Here is a 17785-nt window from a genome sequence, read left to right as displayed (position 1 = left end):
CCTCTCCCACGAGGCACTGCTGAGAGATACGTCGCTTTATTTCAAACCCGCCGAATCCTGGCATTTCGCCACACAGTCAACGCCCTGACAGAGAGCAGCGCGACACCATCATTTCAGGAGGAAGACCATGCGCATTCTTGCCATCCTCGATCGCATCGAAACCGCGACCTATACCCTTGAAACTGCCGGGGAACTGGCCGCACGCCTTGGCCACCCACCGATCAGGGTTCTCCACCCTGAACTTCAGGACGATCCCGATTATCAGACGCCAGATGAAGGAATGCCCAGCCCCGAAGAAGAAAAACGTTTTGCGCAGGAAGTCTCCGCAAAAGCGGATGCCCTGCGCGACATCTTCCAGAAGTGGAAAGCCGGGTTGATCGACCAGCAGGCCACCGAATGGATCGAAATCGCAGGGGATATCCGCAAAACCATCGCGCGTGAGGCCATGAATGCTGATATGACCGTTCTCAGCCGTCCACGTTCGTCAGACCCCGAGGCGGTCTCACAGGCGTTCAGCGGGGCGTTATATGACGCGGGTGCCACGGTGATTGTGGCGTCACTTCAGCATCATGAGACCGTCGGAGCACATCCAGTGATCGCCTGGCATCCGTCCTCAGCCCTTGAGCGGGCCATGGCCGCTGCTCAGCCCTTTCTGGAGCGGGCGTCCCATGTCAGCATTGTAATTGGCGAGGACCGCGCAAACGAGGTAGCGGAACCGCCCATCGCGGAAGAACTCCGGCAAAAAGGCGTTACCGTTGCGATTGATCGCTTTGTCATTGCCTCATCCGATGTGGGGGAAGAAATCCGACAGCATGCCCTGAAGGCAGGTGGTGATCTTCTGGTTATGGGCGCTTATAGCCGCCCGCATTTCATCGAGTGGCTGTTTGGCGGCCCGACGCAGGATATCCTCTCACACGCCACGCTTCCGATCCTGACCCATCATTGACCGCAGATAACAGGAAAGAGGCTTATGCTGCCGAATATTTTTCCGGCACTCCTGATCGAATTGGGGGGGGGCACTGGCACATTGCTACGCTACTGGGTCGGTCTGGCCACCGCACGCTGGAGCCACACCTTTCCGTGGGGTACGATCCTGATCAACTTCACCGGCTCGTTCGCCATAGCCCTGTTTGCAGCCCTGACGGCGGCAGGTGGTCGCATGCATGTTTCCGACACGGCACGTCTGGTTTTTATGGTCGGGATCTGCGGTGGTTACACCACCTTCTCGTCATTCAGTCTTCAGACCTTTGATCTGCTTCAGAACGGCCATCCCGGCAGGGCCTGCCTGAATGTCGGGATTTCTCTTGTGCTCGGCACAATCGCAGTCTTTCTCGGATTCATGCTCGCCCAGATCGTCAATCATACCAGTCATGGAATTAGATGATCGGAAAGAATAATGTCATGTCAGAAGGACGCAGCAGAAAATTCGCTCATTCCTCTTAGTTGAATAACACAGGCTTCCACACAAGCCCGTAGCATTGCGCTACTTTGTCATAATATTTCTATTAGCGTCTGCTTTTCGGGTGATCGTTTAACATGGCTTGTGTCCGAAATGAGGCGTAAGCAGAAGGTCCGCTTAGCGCGGCGTAAGCAGACAGGCGGCAATCGCCTTCTTCCAAGACACTTAGGTAAGAATTTGGTCATTCGTAAAGCGGACATTAAGTCTCAAAATAAAAAAATGGCCGGCTGGTTGTCAGTCATGGTGCGCTCCTTTGATGAATTTGTGCCTAACCGGCGGCAATGAGCCGCCGGTCGACTGTTTTCATGATCCGATTTGACGAAGTAAAGCGTCGGCAAAGCGCACAGCCAATTCCGTGGTGCTCAACTCAGTAAATGAACCATCTGGCAGTCTTGCTATCCATTCGTCACCACTACCTGGCTTGGCAGTTACCTCCACGGCAAATGGTGACGCATCATCGTCTCTCGCCCATTTCGGGTAACCCAAGGGGTTTGTGTGAGACCAATAGAGCGACGGGCCGCCTTCCCTTCCCAAATGATGGAACATATCGGCGCTTCTGTGCTGTACATAGCCAAGTTTATCCAGCTTTGAGACACCTGGAATCTGAATATTCAGGATAAATGCCCACCCTCCCGAAATGCCACGGCCTGCGCAAAGGTCAATGTAATCGTCTAAGTCAAGGAAGCCGTCAAACACTTTTATATCAGCCTTCCCTCCAACTTTATCCAAATCACTATTCAAGTGATACTGTATAATATTCGCTAGAAGTTTGAGGGCAGTGGACCAAATTGACAATTGATCTTCTTGCTGCTTGATAATTTTTTGAAGGACTGGGTTATAATTCTGAGCCTTTTTGGCGGAGAGTTCAAGTCCGGTTAAAGATCCGTCCACCCTGTCAAATACAAGGTCGATGAATGACCTTATATCTCCACCAATATCGCCCTCAGACAGCCCCTGTAAATATTGGTCACGTTCCTTCTTCTTGAATATAACGGGAGGGTAACCTGCCCTAATCAACTCCAGATTTCCAATCGCCCTAGACACTCTGCCATTACCGTCGATAAAAGGATGGATATGGGTGAGCCAAGCGTGAAGGACAGCGGATCTGAACGGTGCTGGGGCATCTTTATTTTCCATTGACCAGCGTTCCCAATCTTCCATCTGCGCCATAATTTCTTGCCATGTTCGCGGCGGTGTATGCTGGGAGCCTCGTATGGTAACCTTTTCAGAGCGGAACATCCCTGCGCCAGGCCGATCTCCGAGAATGAGCGAATGAATTTCTTTGAGTTGTTTGATGTCCGTTGGAGTGTCTCTTTGGCGCGCAAGCGAAACGACACGAGAAAGCGCGCTATCCAGGGCTACAGCATCTCGAACATATCCTGGATCATGCCCGGTTATCGTGATCCCTTTCATCACGGCCAGTTGTGTCTCCCCCACAGACAAAGTGCTTCCCTCAAGCGCGTTTGACTCAGCGACTTGCTCGAAACGCTTCTGCCCGTAATACTCGGTCAGCGTTTGCTCTGTGATGGTACCGGCCGTTCGTAGAAGGCCGATGCGCTCTTCTATAGCACGCAAACGGTCGACAACCATTGAAAGACCTGAAGGCTCCAACAGATATGGGCTTCTATCAAAACTGAGCATTATTGCCCTCCTCTAACATAAATTGAAAATTCTTGTATGGATCCTATGTATGTTATCGTGAATATGGAGCAACTCCTTTCTTGTAATTTCACTCACTGACCGGTCGTCTGCTTGTCAGTCATTCACGCGAGCCAAAGTAAAGCATAGTGTTGTTATGCGCAGATAGGCTCTGGATCAGAGGGGAATTCGAGCACTTGCTCTGAATCAATTGGCTGGCACCTATTTGTTTCATGAGCAAATGTCGGCTTTCAGAAAATCTCACGGGTTATTTGGACGAATGGAATGAGATGAAAGCCTTCGCGGGGGGGGGCGTCCGTATGCATGTCCGGTTTTACTAATCGCCCTACACAAAGCAGACATTCCGCTCCCCCCCCAAATCTGCCTGTCGGCTTCAAGAATTAAGCAGACTAGCGGCAGTCGCCTTTATCTCGGTCATTAGAACGATCGCGAGAACGTGCGCAAAGCGGACGTTGCGTCCTGATCTATTTATCAATCCTAGAGTAGATTGTTACGCAGTTTTTGGGCTCTACATTTGGGCCGCCCCTTAGATGGTTATCGTCACTTCCGTCCTTTCAGGCTGCTATTTGATTCCATTAGAAAATATCGCCTGAAATCAACTTTCGATGCATGATGCATCCTCTACGCGTAAGGCGTGCGGCCGCACAGCCCCACCGCGTGGAAAATCCGGCAGCCACATATCCCATCAATATCAATGATGCGCGAATGCTGCCTCGGTCCGTTTCAGGCACGCCGTAATCGCCATTTATCGGAAGGGAGAGAATAAAGCGGCATTGCTCTTTGGTGAGATTTTTTGCCGCCAGATAGGATCTGGCGGCCCCGCTTTGAACAGGATAATTCACGACGTTATTCAAGAGCCGTCTCCTCCAATCCTATGCACGACAATACATGCTCATTGCGGCTTTCTGCGCGCCGATCAGATTCTGAACCGCAATATAGGCTTGCGCGTAATACGTGCCGGATGTGTTTTCGGGCATGTCGGGCAACGTCATGACCATCTCCATGGCCGCATTCAGTAGTGGCCTGAAATGTGCTTCCAGATGGTTGCCGCGTTCCTGATGTACAGTTGGTAAATCGGCAACCATCATCTGGAACAGCTCATACCCATTCCGCTGCAATTGTTCCTCTTCGGGTAAAAAGTCATTCTGCCCCAGGAAAGCAAGAACACAGGTGCGGTTGGGTGCGAGGAGAATAATTTTTTCAAGCAAAGGATGGAGAACAAGGGAAGGCGGTCGGATAAATGGCGGCCTCATGGCACTGCCTTCCCCGCGCCATCCGGCACATGACCACATCGTCTGAGCAGATCACGAAGTTGATTGATAACCGGAAAGACTTCCTGATTATGGTCGCCACCGAGATCTTTCCATGCAGCCTGCTCCATTTCAACGATCTCACGATCTTCAAAGAAGACACGCTCCGTGAAGGCGACCAGTATTGGCCACGCCAGATCCAGTAAAAAAGGAATTTTCAATCGTTTGATCGATAACAGCCCGAAGACACGGTTGGTCAGCTCGTCACGGTCCTGCGGGACATATGAGATCCACAATTCCATCACGGGTTCCTCAATCCCCTGCGTTTCAATACGCAGACTCTGATAGGGATATTGTGTCCTGATGATCATGACGTCACGATAGGCAAAATCGCGGCCGTCGCGACGTCGCTGGCCGTAGATCAAAGCCTCGCTCAGAGGCTGCTTGCCGCCCGTTCGTGCAAACGTGTAACGGGCCTCAACAAAATCATCTCCGTGATCCATTCCCAGAAACCGTGGCTTCATTTTGCCGACAAGGCGACTGTGCAGAACCTGATGATTCATATCCATCAGGTTTTCATGCATGAAACTGTAATGACAGTTCACGACCTTACCGAAGCGGCGCGTGCGGTAACGCTTGTCCCTTACTCTTGGAAAGTCAGGAAGCGGGGTCTTGTCCGCGAGAGACTGCTCCCCCATGAAAACAAAAATGAGCCCATCTTTTTCCCGGCAGGCCCAGGTCCTGAGATGCAGACATTGTGCCTCGGCAGAGATATCGGACGAAACACACTGGCCGTCCCTGTTATATCTCAGACCATGAGCGATGCAGCTTATTGCGTCACCATGCACGTCGCCTTTGCCCAAAAGAACCTGCCGGTGAGGGCATAGCCCGTCCAACGCGTAAGGTGCGCCGCTCTTTGGACGGACAACAACGATATGACGTCCGGCAAACCGGACATCGATTGCTTTCTCCCTTCTCAATTCACGGGACCATGCAACGGGATACCAGAAGTCAGGATTGGTTCTGATACGCCTTAAATCAGTGTGTTCTGCGCACCCGGGATGTTCTGAAGTTTGATGAAATTCGTTTTCCATTGCCTCGGCATTTCATCCGGCTCAGACTAGGGCGAAAGGATGTAACGCTCCAGTATGGAGTGCCGTCCCGTCTCTCACATTTTGTCTGAGCAAGCGTAACCGTTATCACTACCAGACAAGGCGCGTGAGTGCCCGGTTCCTGGATCCGAAGTGCTTAACGGCCAGGGGCTTTCAGCAGCACGAACATGTGTCGCGCATATCGGTCAGATCTGATGAGGCAAGGGACTGTGGCCTGAAAAGATCCGGTTGACCGCTTCAGCAGGAATGGCGGAAGCACGAGGCAGACAGGCATAGACTTCTCTCCTCCCTTCGGTCATCCCGCCCGACGGTTGGTGGCTGAACGATGGCAGGTCTCCTGGCTCACGGATCATGGCCGACTGGTTCCAACCTTCCCGCCCCTATGGGAACAGTGGTCCACGTTCAAGGTGAACGAACCAGCAGCATACCGCCTACAGTTGCGGGAGCAGCCACCGACTATGCCTCTGGACGGTCATCTGCCCAGTGCGTGACGGTATTCCCTATTAACCCGCTCGCGCGGGACCATCGAAGCGTTCGCCCTTGCACCATGTCGCCAGATGCACATAGCGCGCAAGATGGAACGACAGAAGGCAGATATCGATTTTTTACATGCTAGATAGCAGGTCAGTCTCTGATCTTATCCATTTTCGCCGTCACCCTGATCACATCATTCCATGAGTGATATTTATGGTTTAATGAATTTAAATCATTTCTGCTCAATGAAGTCTTCCGGTATAAGGCAGGCACGGCTCTTAACGGCAGGCATGATGAAGGCTTCAATGATCAGGGAAACCGCATTTGAAATAAAGCGCATTCGCTTCGATGAGAATTATCATCCATCCGGCAGAACGCGTCTCACGACCAATTTCGCCAATCTGGCAAGAGGAGAAAGCCGTCAGGAAAACCTGCGCAACGTGCTCAGGATGATTGACAATCGTTTCAATGGTCTGGCGCATTGGGACAACCCCATGGGGGATCGCTACTCCGTCGAGCTTGAAATCGTTTCCATTGAGATGGACCTTGCCTTTGCCGGCAAGAACGAAAGCTTTCCGCTGATCGAAGTTCTGTACACAACGATTGTCGATAAAAAGGCCAACAGGCGCATAGAAGGTCTCGCAGGAAACAGTTTTTCCTCATATGTGCGGGATTATGATTTCAGTGTGCTGCTGCCCGACTACAATAAAAACAAGGCAGAGTTCACCGTTCCTCAAAATTACGGAGACCTGCACGGAAATCTTTTTAAGAGCGTTGTGAATTCCACCGCTTACAGAAAGAATTTCAGGAAGCTTCCCCTTATATGCCTCAGTGTTTCAACCAACCGAACCTATTATCGGACTGAAAATCAGCATCCTGTTCTGGGGGTTGAATACCAGCAGCGTGAATTTTCTCTGACAGATCAGTATTTTAATAAAATGGGAATGCAGGTCCGCTATTTCATGCCCCGCAATAGCGCAGCGCCATTGGCGTTCTATTTTTTTGGTGACCTGCTCTCTGATTATTCGACTCTTGAGCTTATCAGCACCATCAGTGTGATGGAGTCTTTTCAGAAGGTCTACCGCCCTGAAATCTACAACGCCAATGCTGCGGCAGGCGACTGTTACAAGCCAAGTCTGCAGCATCAGGATTATTCCAACACCCGCATTGTTTACGACCGCGAAGAGCGGGGTCAGTTAGCAACCGCACAAGGTAAGTATACGGAAGAGAATTTCATCGAACCGTATCACGATGTTCTTGAGCAGTGGTCTGCCAGCTACGCCGCCTGATCAGTCAGAAACACAAGGTTATCTCTCATGAAAACACTGCTCCCCACCTCAACGGCTGGTAGCCTGCCCAAGCCGCCCTGGCTCGCCAAACCTAAGACCCTCTGGTCGCCCTGGAAATTGCAGGGTGAGGAATTTGTCGAAGGTAAACAGGATGCGCTGCGCCTGACCCTGGACGATCAGGACCGGGCCTGCATTGACATAGTCAGCGATGGCGAACAGACGCGCCAGCATTTCGTCACGACGTTTATCGAGCATCTCAGCGGCGTCGACTTTGAGAACCGTCAGACGGTTAAAATTCGCAACCGTTACGATGCCAGTGTCCCATCAGTTGTCGGTGCTGTGGCACGTGAGAAACCTGTCTTTGTCGAGGATGCGAAGTTTTTGCGCACGCTGACAAAGAAGCCCATCAAATGGGCGCTTCCTGGTCCCATGACCATGATCGACACGCTTTATGACGGCCATTACAAAAGCCGCGAAAAACTGGCGTGGGAATTTGCCAAAATCCTCAATCAGGAAGCGAGGGAACTGGAAGCCGCTGGCGTCGATATCATCCAGTTCGATGAACCTGCCTTCAATGTTTTCTTTGATGAGGTGAATGACTGGGGCATCGTCACTTTGGAGCGGGCTATTGAAGGGCTGAAATGCGAAACCGCCGTCCATATCTGCTATGGTTATGGTATCAAAGCCAATATCGACTGGAAAAATGCTCTTGGAGAAGAGTGGCGGCAGTATGAAGAGATTTTCCCCAAGCTCCAGAAATCCAATATCGATCTGATCTCGCTGGAATGTCAGAATTCCCGTGTTCCGATGGATCTGATCGAACTCATTCGTGGGAAAAAGGTGATGGTGGGCGCCATTGATGTGGCCACCATCACCATTGAGACGCCCGAAAAAGTCGCTGATATCCTGCGAAAAGCGCTTCAGTTTGTCGATGCCGACAAGCTTTATCCCTGCACCAACTGCGGGATGGCTCCTTTGCCACGCGACGTGGCGCGGGGCAAGCTCAATGCCCTGGGCGCGGGTGCGGAAATCGTTCGCAGAGAACTTTCGGCCTGACAACCTGCCGTAGCTGGACGCCAAGAGAGGGAGAAACGCAGAAGCGACCATGTCGATGCGGTCTTCCCAGAGCAAGCAGGAGACGCTTCGTGTCGGTGGTCAAGAAAACACAGTCTCCGGACCTTTCCCTGCATGTTTCATGTAGGAGGTCGAATTTGTATTCAGATTCAGTGCACAAGAGGCCACGATTATTGGTCGGGATGATGGAAAGCTGTCCCAAAAGAATCATGTACACCATCATGATAAAATTTTATGAGAGTGAACTAAAATGATATGTTTTTATGATTATATGAATCCTGTGCATTCGCGAGGTAGACCATGGGTGTTCTGGAGCGCAGTCATCTGACAATTATTCGGGAAGTCGCGCGAGAAGGCTCTTTGACGGCTGCAGGGATGCGTCTGAACCTAACCCAGCCGGCGCTCAGTCACGCCATCCGCAAGATTGAACAGCAGCTTGGAGTAAAGATATGGCGGCGGGAGGGACGCTCCCTTGTGCTCAATCAGGCAGGCGAATGGCTGCTTGCTTTGGCGAACCGCCTGCTTCCTCAATTTGAGCTGGCGGAAAGCCGCCTTGAACAGTTCGCAAATGGCGGGCGTGGTACACTCCGCATCGGCATGGAGTGTCATCCCTGCTATCAGTGGCTTCTGAAAGTCGTCTCCCCGTATCTGGAGCGATGGCCCAAAGTTGACGTGGATGTACGGCAGAAGTTCCAGTTTGGCGGTATTGGCGCGTTGTTCAGCAATGAGATTGACATCGTGGTCACCCCTGATCCGCTTTACAAACCCGGCCTGAAATTCACACCGGTCTTCGATTATGAACTCGTTCTGGCCGTTGGCCCTGAACATCCTCTTCGGAATGAGAAGTTCATCTTGCCGGAACAGCTTGCTGGCGAAACATTGATCACCTACCCTGTTCCGTCCGAGCGGCTGGATATCTATACGCAGTTTCTACAGCCTGCTGGTATTGGCCCACGACAGCAGAAACAGATTGAAACCACGGATATCATGCTGGTGATGGTGGCGCATGGAAGGGGCGTTGCAGCACTTCCACGCTGGCTTGTGGAAGAGTATGCCCCACGCTTTGACCTTTACCCGATGAAGCTTGGTAAAAAGGGCATTGCAAAGCAGATATTTCTTGGTTGCCGCGAAACCGATGAAGAGGTCCGATATCTGCAGGACTTTATCGAATTCGCTGCTTTACCTTCTTTGGTAACTTAAGTAATTTTCCAAAATTCACGCTTGGAATCTCCTCGTGTTTTTCTTTTACAATGTCCGATTTCTCGGTTTTACTTTCGACACCGGACATTCCGCTTCCCCCAGTCACCCGACGAGTAGTCTTGTTCGTTCGCGCACCGCTTCCAGTTCTCTTTCGGAGACCCGACCTTTATGCTTTGCTCGTCTGGCGCGCCAATCAAGACTGCGAACCTGATCAGAGAGAACCACGCTTGTCGGCTCTCCTGTCAAAGGCACTTCAAAGGGATACCCTTTGATTTTTGTCGTTGTCGGGCAACAAACAATCATACCAGATTTTTTGTTGTAACTAACTGGCGAAAGCACCACAGCCGGGCGATGCCCAGATTGTTCACGCCCTGCCTGAGGATCAAACTCCAGCCAGACGATGTCTCCGCAATCTGGCACCCATGCTGACATTTACCAGATCTCTCCGCCAATTTCAGGCCCAAAACTCACTTCACCGTGACGGTTATCATCCGTGATGGCGGCAGTCAGGGTGTCCAGCGAAAGGACAGCAGGGTGAACCGGTTGAATGATGATACGCCCATCTTCTTCCCGGACATCAACAGCCTGATTGATCTGTAGGTGAACCGCTTCAAGGATATTGGCTGGTAGACGGATGGCAGCGCTGTTCCCCCATTTGCGAACGGTCCCATGCATTGGATCTCTCCTTTGTGTGTCTACATTGTAGATACACCTTCGGCCACTTCTGTTTCAAGCTAAAAGTAGCCAATGTCCGCTTCCAATGAGCCAGGTATGCAAACCGGACCTTCCGCTTTCCCCCCCCAAATCTGCCTGTCGGCTTCAAGAATTAAGCAGACTGGCGGCAGTCGCCTCTTCTCGGCCGTGTTCAGACTTGCTCAAAGTTTCGATAAGCAGACCTTCTATATCGGCGACGCAAGCCAGGCCGCCAGTTGCCGGACCATGGATCTGGCGACACGGCCGGCGCCCAGCAGCGTGGCGGATGCGGGCCCACACCAGGAGCCATAACCCAGCAGCCAGAGACGTGGCTCCCTGACGGCCTGCTGCCCGTTAACACGGATCAAGCCGTCCGGCTCGATCACGTCGAGTGATGCAAATACACCGAGCGCGGGTCGGAAGCCGGTACACCAGATGATCCTATCGATGGCTTCTTCCCGCCCGTCGGGCCAGACGACGCCCGTCGCCGTCACACGTACAAACGGGCGCACCGCGTGGAGCACGCCTCGCTCCCTGGCGGCGCGCACAGGTGGGACCATGACGATATCGCCAAAGCCGCTGGTGGGCATGGCCGACGGGCCGCCGAGAACGCGAGCGGTCGCCCGCTCGAACAGGACCCGTCCGTCCACGTCATCCGGCAGAAAGATGGGATCATGCAGCGTGACCCATGTTGCCTGAGCGACAAGCGACAGCTCCGCCATAATCTGTGCCCCGGAGTTGCCCCCACCCACCACCAGTACACGTCGGCCGGCAAAGGGCGCGGCATTCCGGTAATGGCTGGAATGGAGTTGCGTCCCGCCGAAGAGGTCACGCCCCGCGACATCGGGAACAAAGGGGGCTGACCACGTACCGGTCGCCCCGATAACCGCACGGCCAAGAAAATCACCCGCGCTGGTTCTGACAGTCAGAAGTTTTCCGTTCGCGCGCTCCACACACTCGACCATGACCGGACGGCGGATCGGCGGCGCATAGCGCGCCTCGTAGCGGTGCAGATAGTCCAACACCTCGTCACGGGTCGGATAGCCGCCATCCGGCGTGTCTGGCATCGGCCAGCCGGGCAGCGAACTGTAGGACGCGGGTGAAAACAGATGCAGGGAGTCCCAGCCATGCACCCATGCACCACCCGCCTGCGTCCCGTTATCAAGAATGACGTAACGCAGTCCGGTCCGTCGTAGAAAATACGACGCGGCGAGGGCCGCCTGACCGCCTCCCACGATCACAACATCGAACTGTTCCGCCATTGCCCGGCTCACAGACTTTCCGGGAGACGGAATTCCGCCTTGCGTTCGCTGTAGCGATCAACGAGGTAGTCGGCCCGGTCGCGCAGCAGCCATGTGAACTTCATCAGCTCCTCCATGACATCTACCATCCGGTCATAGAGGGGGGATGGCTTCATCCGGTCATCGTCACCGAACTGGGTATAGGCCATCGGCACGCTGGACTGATTGGGGACGGTGAACATCCGCATCCACCGGCCCAGCACCCGTAGGGCATTGACGGAATTGAAGCTCTGCGATCCGCCCGAAACCTGCATGACCGCCAGCGTGCGGCCCTGCGTCGGGCGGATCGAGCCTTCGGTCAGCGGCAACCAGTCGATCTGGTTCTTGAACACGGCAGTGATGTTGCCGTGCCGTTCGGGGCTGCACCAGACCTGGCCTTCAGACCAGATCGAGAGTTCCCGCAGTTCCCGCACCTTCGAATGACTTGCGGGCACGGAATCCGCTACCGGCAGGCCGGTCGGGTCGAACACCCGTGTCTCGGCCCCCAGCACCTTCAGGATGCGTTCTGCCTCAAGCACCAGCAACCGGCTGAAGGATCGGGGGCGTAAAGAGCCATAGAGCAGAAGGATACGCGGCGGATGGTCCACACGCGGTTGCGGTTCCAGCCGCGCGAGATCGACCTGTTCAAGATATTCGGGGTGAAGGGCCGGCAAGTCAGGTTCGGTCATTGTGATATCGGTCCATTCATGCATTACGGCTGGCTGATTAGAGGCAGCCACAGGGCCAGCGCCAGGAGTGTGACCAGCAGGACGGGAGGTGTGATCACCAGACCCACCTTCATATATTGCCCCCACGTGACCCGATGGTTCCTGGACGCCAGCACATGCAGCCAGAGCAGTGTCGCGAGACTGCCGATCGGCGTGAATTTCGGCCCGAGGTCGCAGCCGATGATGTTGGCATAGACCATCAGGTCGCGTGTCAGCGGCGTGATGTCGTGCGCCTGCTGGATCGCCAGTGCCCCGACCAGCACACTCGGCATATTGTTCATGATGGACGACAGAACAGCCGCCAGAAAGCCGGCGCCGATGGTGGCGATGAACGGCCCCTGATGGCCAAGCCAGACCAGTGCGGCCGCAAGGTAGTCGGTCAGCCCGGCATTGCGCAGGCCATACACCACCAGATACATGCCCAGCGAGAAGATCACGATCTGCCATGGTGCGCCCATCAGCACCTTGCGAACAGGGATCACCCGGCCATATCCGGCGACGAGCAACAGGGTTCCGGCGGCCAGACAGGCTACAACACAGACCGGGATATGAAACGGCGCTGTCAGGAAATAGGCCGCCAGAACGAGGACCAGCAGCGGAAATGCCGCCCGAAATACATGGTGGTCACGAATTGCCGCAGCGGGTGCTGGCAGTTCGGCGACGGGATAGGTCGCAGGCACCTGCCGCCGGTACCACAGCCAAAGCACAGCCAGCGTCGCGCCCAGCGCCACCAGATCGACAGGGACCATGATCGCGGCATAGCGATCAAACGCAATGCCAAAGAAATTGGCGCTGACGATGTTCACCAGGTTGGAAATGACAAGCGGCAGGCTGGTGGTATCCGCGACGAACCCAGTGGCGATAATAAAGGCCAGCGCCGCGCCATGGCTCAGGCGCAGTTGCGTCAGGATAGCGATGACAATGGGCGTCAGCAGCAGCGCCGCGCCGTCATTGGCGAAAACCGCTGCAATGGCCGCTCCCAGCACCACGATCAGCGGGAATAGCGTCCGGCCTCGCCCTTTGCCCCAGCGTACGACGTGCAGGGCGGCCCAATGGAAGAACCCTGCCTCATCCAGCAACAGCGAGATGACGATCAGCGCGATAAAGGTGAAGGTCGCGTCCCAGACGATGTGCCAGACGACAGGAATGTCATGCCAGTGGATCACGCCAGCCGCCAAGGCCACGGCGGCACCTGCCATTGCGCTCCAGCCGATGCCCAGCCCCCGAGGCTGCCAGATGACAAAAACCAGCGTGACAACGAAAAGCAGAAGAGCCAGCATCAGGAGATCCGCTTTCCGGATTCATCGACGATCTTCTCGCCGTCCTCTTTGACGAAAGCGCCCCGCTGCGGGTTGGGCAGGATTTCCAGAGCCGCCTCGGACGGACGGCAGAGCGCAACACCGAGGGGGGGGACGACGATCGGCCGGTTCATCAGGATCGGGTGTGCGATCATGGCGTCGATCAGCGTATCGTCCGTCAGGGTCGGATTATCGAGGCCGAGCTCGTGAAAGGGCGTGCCCTTTTCCCGCAGGACCGAGCGCACCGGAAGCCCCATACGGGCGATCAGATCGACCAGTTCGGCCCGGCTCGGCGGCGTTTTCAGATATTCGATGATCCGGGGCTCCTCGCCGCTGTTGCGGATCAGTGCCAGCACGTTGCGCGACGTGCCGCAGGCCGGATTGTGGTAGATCGTGATGGTCATGGGCAGGATTCCCGGGATGGGCAGCAGGAGGACAGGTTCGCGACCAGGGGCGCGCAGAGTTCGGAGCTGCCCGCACAGCAGTCTCTTACGAGGAAGAGCATCAGGTCGCGCAAGCGCGGAAGGCGCGCACGATAGACGATCAGCCGGCTGTGGCGCTGCGAGGTCAGCAGGCCGGCACGGGTCAGGGTGGCAAGATGGGCCGAGATCGTGTTCTGCGGGACATCGAGATGCCGCGCGACATCTCCGGCGGGTAGTCCGTCCGGTTCGTGGCGCACCAGCAGGCGGAAGATCTCCAGCCGCGTGGACTGGGACAGCGCGTTGAGGGCCGAGAGTGCGGATTCTGTATCCATAAATCGACGATCACAGATATATGGGATGAAGTCAAGACTACCCAGGACATGCCTCGTTCAGAGCTTGGAACGCGGCTTCACACGCCGAACAGGCGGCCGATCCCGCCCGTGACGATCATTGCCACAATACCCCAGAACGTCACACGCAGTGCTGGGCGCAGAGGCGCTGCGCCGCCGGCAATCGCGCCAACGACCCCCAGAACAGCGAGAACCACGACGGACGTCAGGGACACGCCCCAGGACACCCACGCCACGGGCGTCAGAACCGCCGCCAGCACAGGCAGTAGTGCTCCGGATGAAAAGGCGGTTGCCGAGGCGAATGCCGCCTGTATGGGTCGTGCCGCCGTGGCTTCGGACAGACCCAGTTCATCCCTTGCATGGGCACCGAGCGCATCATGCTTCATGAGGGCAACGGCGACCTTGCGCGAGAGGTCTTCATCCAGCCCTCTCTTCTGATAAATCCCGGCCAGTTCGGTGACTTCGCCCTCCCAGTCCGTGACCAGTTCCTGTTTCTCGCGGGCGATGTCGGCGTGTTCGGAATCGGCCTGGGAACTGACCGAGACATACTCGCCCGCCGCCATGGACAGGGCGCCCGCGACAAGCGCGGACAGTCCCGCGACGAGAATGCTGCCGCGTGTCGCATGAGAACTGGCAACGCCGACGATGAGGCTGCCGGTCGACAGCGTTCCGTCATTGGCGCCGAGAACAGCCGCACGCAGCCATCCCAGTTTCTCGACGGCATGACGTTCGGCCAAAGGATGGAGACGCGACATAAGATGACCTGCTGCTTCTGGTGAATACAAATAAAGGTTAAGATGCATCATTTGCCGCGACAACAGATATTTCATTCTGATATTGCGAGTTATTTTCAATATTATTTATGTTTTAGGAAAATCTGTTCTGTTCAGAATCCTGTCAGGTAAGCATGATACGGAAGTGGATTCAGGGTTCTTTTTTGCCGAGACGTATATGCCTTGTTCAACGCCGGACATCACAGATAGCCTGCTGCGTTACGACAGGCCGACGATCATCCTTCACTGGATGACGGCCTTTCTGGTGCTGCTTCAGTTTGCTCTTGGCGAAACCTGGAACTGGCCAACAAAACCCGTCCATCATCTGATGGTGGTCGCGCATCTGACAGCCGGCATCCTGCTGACCGCAATTATGGTGTTCCGCATTGTCTGGCGTCTGACGAAAGGCCGGCATCTGTCGGACCTTCTCGTGCCTGTGGACCGGGTATTCGCCCTTGGAGCAGAGTACACGCTCTATGTGCTGCTTCTGGCGGAAATCTTGCTGGGCTATCTCTGGCGATGGGGTGCCGGGCAGACGATGAGTTTTTTCGGCCTCCTGATTCCATCCCCGTTCGCGCGGTTCCCGGCGGAAACCGTGACGTGGTTTCAGACGCTACATTACTGGAACGCCTGGTTGATTATGGGTCTTGCGACAGGTCATGGCGCGGCGGCGCTTTTTCATCAGTTCGTCCTGAAGGACAAAGTTCTCGGGCGCATGTTGCCGCAGTGTTTCTTGCTCCGTCAGTGAGGCGGTCAGTATCCTGTCTGATTGTATGACTGGGCACACCGTGATGCTGGGCCGCCAACAAGCCAGAAGTGATGATTTTTTGTTGTCATCAGCAGCTCCACATGAATGCCGGTTCATGGGAATTGTCTCCTGTCGAACGGGAAAATAAGAAAGTATCGACTCAATGACGATCGTGCCGCGTGGCGTGGGACCAGAAAGACCGGGGTCGGCTCTTGAGGTGCTCCTCATCTTTCTCAGGCTGGGCGTCACCTGCTTCGGCGGGCCGATCGCGCATATCGGGTATTTCCGGGACGAATTCGTCGTCCGACGCCGGTGGCTCAATGAGCGCGCCTATGCCGATCTCGTCGGGCTGTGTCAGTTCCTGCCCGGTCCCGCGAGCAGCCAGGTGGGATTTTCCATTGGCCTGATGCGGGCCGGTTATGCAGGCGGTTTTGCGGCGTGGGCGGGGTTCACCCTGCCTTCGGCACTTATACTGGTCCTCTTCGCCTATGGCGCGAACGCGCTTGCCGGCCCGACTGGTGCAGGCCTTCTGCATGGACTGAAACTCGTCGCCGTCGCCATCGTCGCACAGGCCGTATGGGGCATGGCGCGCACGCTGTGTCCGGACCGGACGCGAGCTTCGATCGCGGTCACGGCCGCGCTCATCGTTCTGTTCGCCATCTCACCGCTTGCCCAGATCGCGGCCATCGTTCTCGGGGGCCTCGCCGGCTTGTGGCTTTGCCGCTCTGTGCAGACGTCAGATGGCGAGCATATTACAGTGCCCGTATCGCATCGTGCAGGGATCGTCGCACTGGCTCTCTTTCTGGCGTTGCTCTTCGGTCTGCCCGTTCTCGCCTGCCATGGCGCACCAGAGGGCGTTTCCCTGTTCGACGCCTTCTACCGGTCAGGCGCGCTCGTGTTCGGTGGCGGTCATGTCGTGCTGCCCTTGCTGCACGAGGCTTTCGTGACATCGGGCTGGGTCAGCGACGACACCTTTCTCGCCGGTTATGGCGCGGCACAGGCGGTTCCGGGGCCGCTTTTCACGTTCGCGGCCTATCTCGGCGCGGTCGTCGGGCAATCTCCCCACGGTGTTGCCGGTGCCGCTTTCGGTCTTTTCGGCATCTTTCTGCCGGGCATCCTGGTCCTGATCGGAGCTTTGCCCTTCTGGGACACCTTCCGCAGCCAGCGGGCCGTTCAGGCGACGATGCGCGGCGTCAACGCAGCGGTCGTGGGCCTGCTGGGGGCGGCGCTCTATACACCGGTCTGGACGAGCGCGGTCAGGTCGGCGGCGGATTTCGGGATCGTGCTGGTCGGTTTCGTCCTGCTGACCGTCTGGCGGGCGCCACCCCTGGTGGTAGTCGGTATCAGCGCGCTGGGAGGGGTCGTCATTGGGCAGGCGGCATAATGAAATGTTCAGTCAGCGACGTGCATCGACGCGTGATCGCCATACCGTTTTTCAACGCACACTTCAATAATGGCGCGTCGTTATAAGGGCCATGTTTCGGCCGTTTCCTGTGTAAGTCAGCCAGAAAACGGACAGGCAGTTTACCCCCCAAATCTGCCTGTCGGCTTCAAGAATTAAGCAGACTGGCGGCAGTCGCCCTCATGTCTGCCATTTGATGCCTAATTGTCCGGTTCGCAAAACAGACATGCACCATTCGCCAGTATCACTCGACCACTGTCGACATTTGCCTTTTTGGGCAGAGCAGATTTGTCCCGGACAGGAGTTTATCCGGGACAGGAAACGGCATCATGCCTGTCAGGCGACGCGGATCAGCTTGCGATTGATGAACTCCTCAATGCCGAGGAAGGACAGTTCGCGGCCAAAGCCTGAGTTCTTGATCCCGCCAAAAGGCAGTTCCGGTGCAGCAGCCGTGGCTGTGTTGATGAACATCATGCCGGTCTCGACCTGTTCAGCCACTTTTTCGGCACGTGTAAGATCACGGGAGAACACGGACCCGCCGAGGCCGTAAGCTGTTGAACTGGCAACACTTAAA

20 protein-coding genes and 1 riboswitch are annotated in these 17785 nt (G+C 55.6%); of the genes, 7 read left to right on the top strand and 13 right to left on the bottom strand.

From position 1 onward, the window contains the following. The first annotated feature begins 127 nt into the window (after nt 1–127). Together AD928_RS02795 and crcB are read left to right on the top strand one after the other, a co-directional pair. Complete coding sequence (locus tag AD928_RS02795) at nt 128–946, top strand: universal stress protein (protein WP_062248089.1); 819 nt, start codon at nt 128–130, stop codon at nt 944–946. A gap of 24 nt (nt 947–970) precedes the next feature. Then, nucleotides 971–1384: a fluoride efflux transporter CrcB gene (gene crcB / locus AD928_RS02790; RefSeq protein ID WP_061490415.1), complete on the top strand. Its 414-nt coding sequence runs from the start codon at nt 971–973 to the stop codon at nt 1382–1384. Nucleotides 1385–1762: 378 nt separating this feature from the next. On the opposite strand, the gene AD928_RS02785 is transcribed toward crcB, so the two are convergent. The 4 genes from AD928_RS02785 to AD928_RS02775 all read right to left on the bottom strand — a co-directional run bounded on the left by AD928_RS02785 (nt 1763) and on the right by AD928_RS02775 (nt 5462). Beyond that, on the bottom strand, nt 1763–3100 hold the full coding sequence (locus AD928_RS02785) for a Fic family protein (RefSeq protein WP_062248086.1): 1338 nt from the start codon (nt 3098–3100) through the stop codon (nt 1763–1765). A 593-nt stretch (nt 3101–3693) separates the two neighbouring features. Next, nucleotides 3694–3972: a hypothetical protein gene (locus AD928_RS14385; protein ID WP_233419910.1), complete on the bottom strand. Its 279-nt coding sequence runs from the start codon at nt 3970–3972 to the stop codon at nt 3694–3696. A gap of 18 nt (nt 3973–3990) precedes the next feature. Further along, nucleotides 3991–4371, bottom strand: a complete 381-nt coding sequence (locus AD928_RS02780; RefSeq protein WP_233419909.1) for a hypothetical protein — start codon at nt 4369–4371, stop codon at nt 3991–3993. After that, nucleotides 4368–5462: a Rieske 2Fe-2S domain-containing protein gene (locus tag AD928_RS02775; protein ID WP_062248084.1), complete on the bottom strand. Its 1095-nt coding sequence runs from the start codon at nt 5460–5462 to the stop codon at nt 4368–4370. The genes AD928_RS02780 and AD928_RS02775 overlap by 4 nt, the downstream gene beginning before the upstream one ends. A gap of 328 nt (nt 5463–5790) precedes the next feature. Further along, nucleotides 5791–6022: riboswitch (cobalamin riboswitch) on the bottom strand. Nucleotides 6023–6259: 237 nt separating this feature from the next. Here AD928_RS02775 and AD928_RS02770 point away from each other — a divergent pair. The 3 genes from AD928_RS02770 to AD928_RS02760 all read left to right on the top strand — a co-directional run bounded on the left by AD928_RS02770 (nt 6260) and on the right by AD928_RS02760 (nt 9517). Then, entirely contained in the window at nt 6260–7243 is a 984-nt protein-coding gene (locus AD928_RS02770; RefSeq protein ID WP_062248082.1) for a DUF1852 domain-containing protein, read from the top strand. Between the two features lie 27 nt (nt 7244–7270). Then, nucleotides 7271–8299 (top strand): methionine synthase, encoded by a 1029-nt coding sequence (locus AD928_RS02765; RefSeq protein WP_062248080.1) that lies wholly within the window; start codon nt 7271–7273, stop codon nt 8297–8299. 318 nt (nt 8300–8617) lie between these two features. Next, nucleotides 8618–9517 (top strand): LysR family transcriptional regulator, encoded by a 900-nt coding sequence (locus tag AD928_RS02760; protein WP_062248077.1) that lies wholly within the window; start codon nt 8618–8620, stop codon nt 9515–9517. Nucleotides 9518–9619: 102 nt separating this feature from the next. Here the strand turns inward: AD928_RS02760 and mazF are convergent, their stop codons facing one another. The 8 genes from mazF to AD928_RS02725 all read right to left on the bottom strand — a co-directional run bounded on the left by mazF (nt 9620) and on the right by AD928_RS02725 (nt 15043). Continuing rightward, the gene (gene mazF / locus AD928_RS14380) at nt 9620–9949 is read right to left on the bottom strand and encodes an endoribonuclease MazF (protein WP_003618720.1); all 330 of its coding nucleotides are present in this window, start codon (nt 9947–9949) and stop codon (nt 9620–9622) included. After that, complete coding sequence (locus tag AD928_RS02755) at nt 9950–10192, bottom strand: AbrB/MazE/SpoVT family DNA-binding domain-containing protein (protein ID WP_003618721.1); 243 nt, start codon at nt 10190–10192, stop codon at nt 9950–9952. A gap of 224 nt (nt 10193–10416) precedes the next feature. Continuing rightward, nucleotides 10417–11472, bottom strand: coding sequence for an ArsO family NAD(P)H-dependent flavin-containing monooxygenase (locus AD928_RS02750; RefSeq protein WP_007397880.1), 1056 nt, complete (start codon nt 11470–11472; stop codon nt 10417–10419). 8 nt (nt 11473–11480) lie between these two features. Then, the gene (gene arsH / locus AD928_RS02745; protein ID WP_025440028.1) at nt 11481–12179 is read right to left on the bottom strand and encodes an arsenical resistance protein ArsH; all 699 of its coding nucleotides are present in this window, start codon (nt 12177–12179) and stop codon (nt 11481–11483) included. Nucleotides 12180–12202: 23 nt separating this feature from the next. Next, on the bottom strand, nt 12203–13498 hold the full coding sequence (locus AD928_RS02740) for an arsenic transporter (RefSeq protein WP_003631075.1): 1296 nt from the start codon (nt 13496–13498) through the stop codon (nt 12203–12205). Then, nucleotides 13498–13920 (bottom strand): arsenate reductase (glutaredoxin), encoded by a 423-nt coding sequence (gene arsC / locus AD928_RS02735; RefSeq protein WP_062248074.1) that lies wholly within the window; start codon nt 13918–13920, stop codon nt 13498–13500. The genes AD928_RS02740 and arsC overlap by 1 nt, the downstream gene beginning before the upstream one ends. After that, entirely contained in the window at nt 13917–14270 is a 354-nt protein-coding gene (locus AD928_RS02730; protein WP_062248072.1) for an ArsR/SmtB family transcription factor, read from the bottom strand. Before AD928_RS02730 ends, arsC begins: the two co-directional genes overlap by 4 nt. Before the next feature lie 77 nt (nt 14271–14347). After that, nucleotides 14348–15043, bottom strand: a complete 696-nt coding sequence (locus tag AD928_RS02725; protein ID WP_043550858.1) for a VIT1/CCC1 transporter family protein — start codon at nt 15041–15043, stop codon at nt 14348–14350. Between the two features lie 196 nt (nt 15044–15239). On the opposite strand from AD928_RS02725, the gene AD928_RS02720 reads away from it, so the two are divergent. Continuing rightward, nucleotides 15240–15809 (top strand): cytochrome b, encoded by a 570-nt coding sequence (locus AD928_RS02720; RefSeq protein WP_062248091.1) that lies wholly within the window; start codon nt 15240–15242, stop codon nt 15807–15809. A 163-nt stretch (nt 15810–15972) separates the two neighbouring features. Further along, nucleotides 15973–17193, top strand: a complete 1221-nt coding sequence (chrA, locus tag AD928_RS02715) for a chromate efflux transporter (RefSeq protein WP_061499375.1) — start codon at nt 15973–15975, stop codon at nt 17191–17193. 354 nt (nt 17194–17547) lie between these two features. Here chrA and AD928_RS02710 read toward each other — a convergent pair. Continuing rightward, the coding region (locus AD928_RS02710; protein ID WP_156470074.1) for an aldehyde dehydrogenase family protein at nt 17548–17785 on the bottom strand (238 nt) is incomplete at its 5' end.

The organism is Acetobacter cerevisiae (assembly GCF_001580535.1).
GTDB lineage: Bacteria > Pseudomonadota > Alphaproteobacteria > Acetobacterales > Acetobacteraceae > Acetobacter > Acetobacter cerevisiae.
The sequence above is the reverse complement of the archived record's forward strand: the minus strand, read 5'-3'. Positions and strand labels throughout refer to the sequence as shown.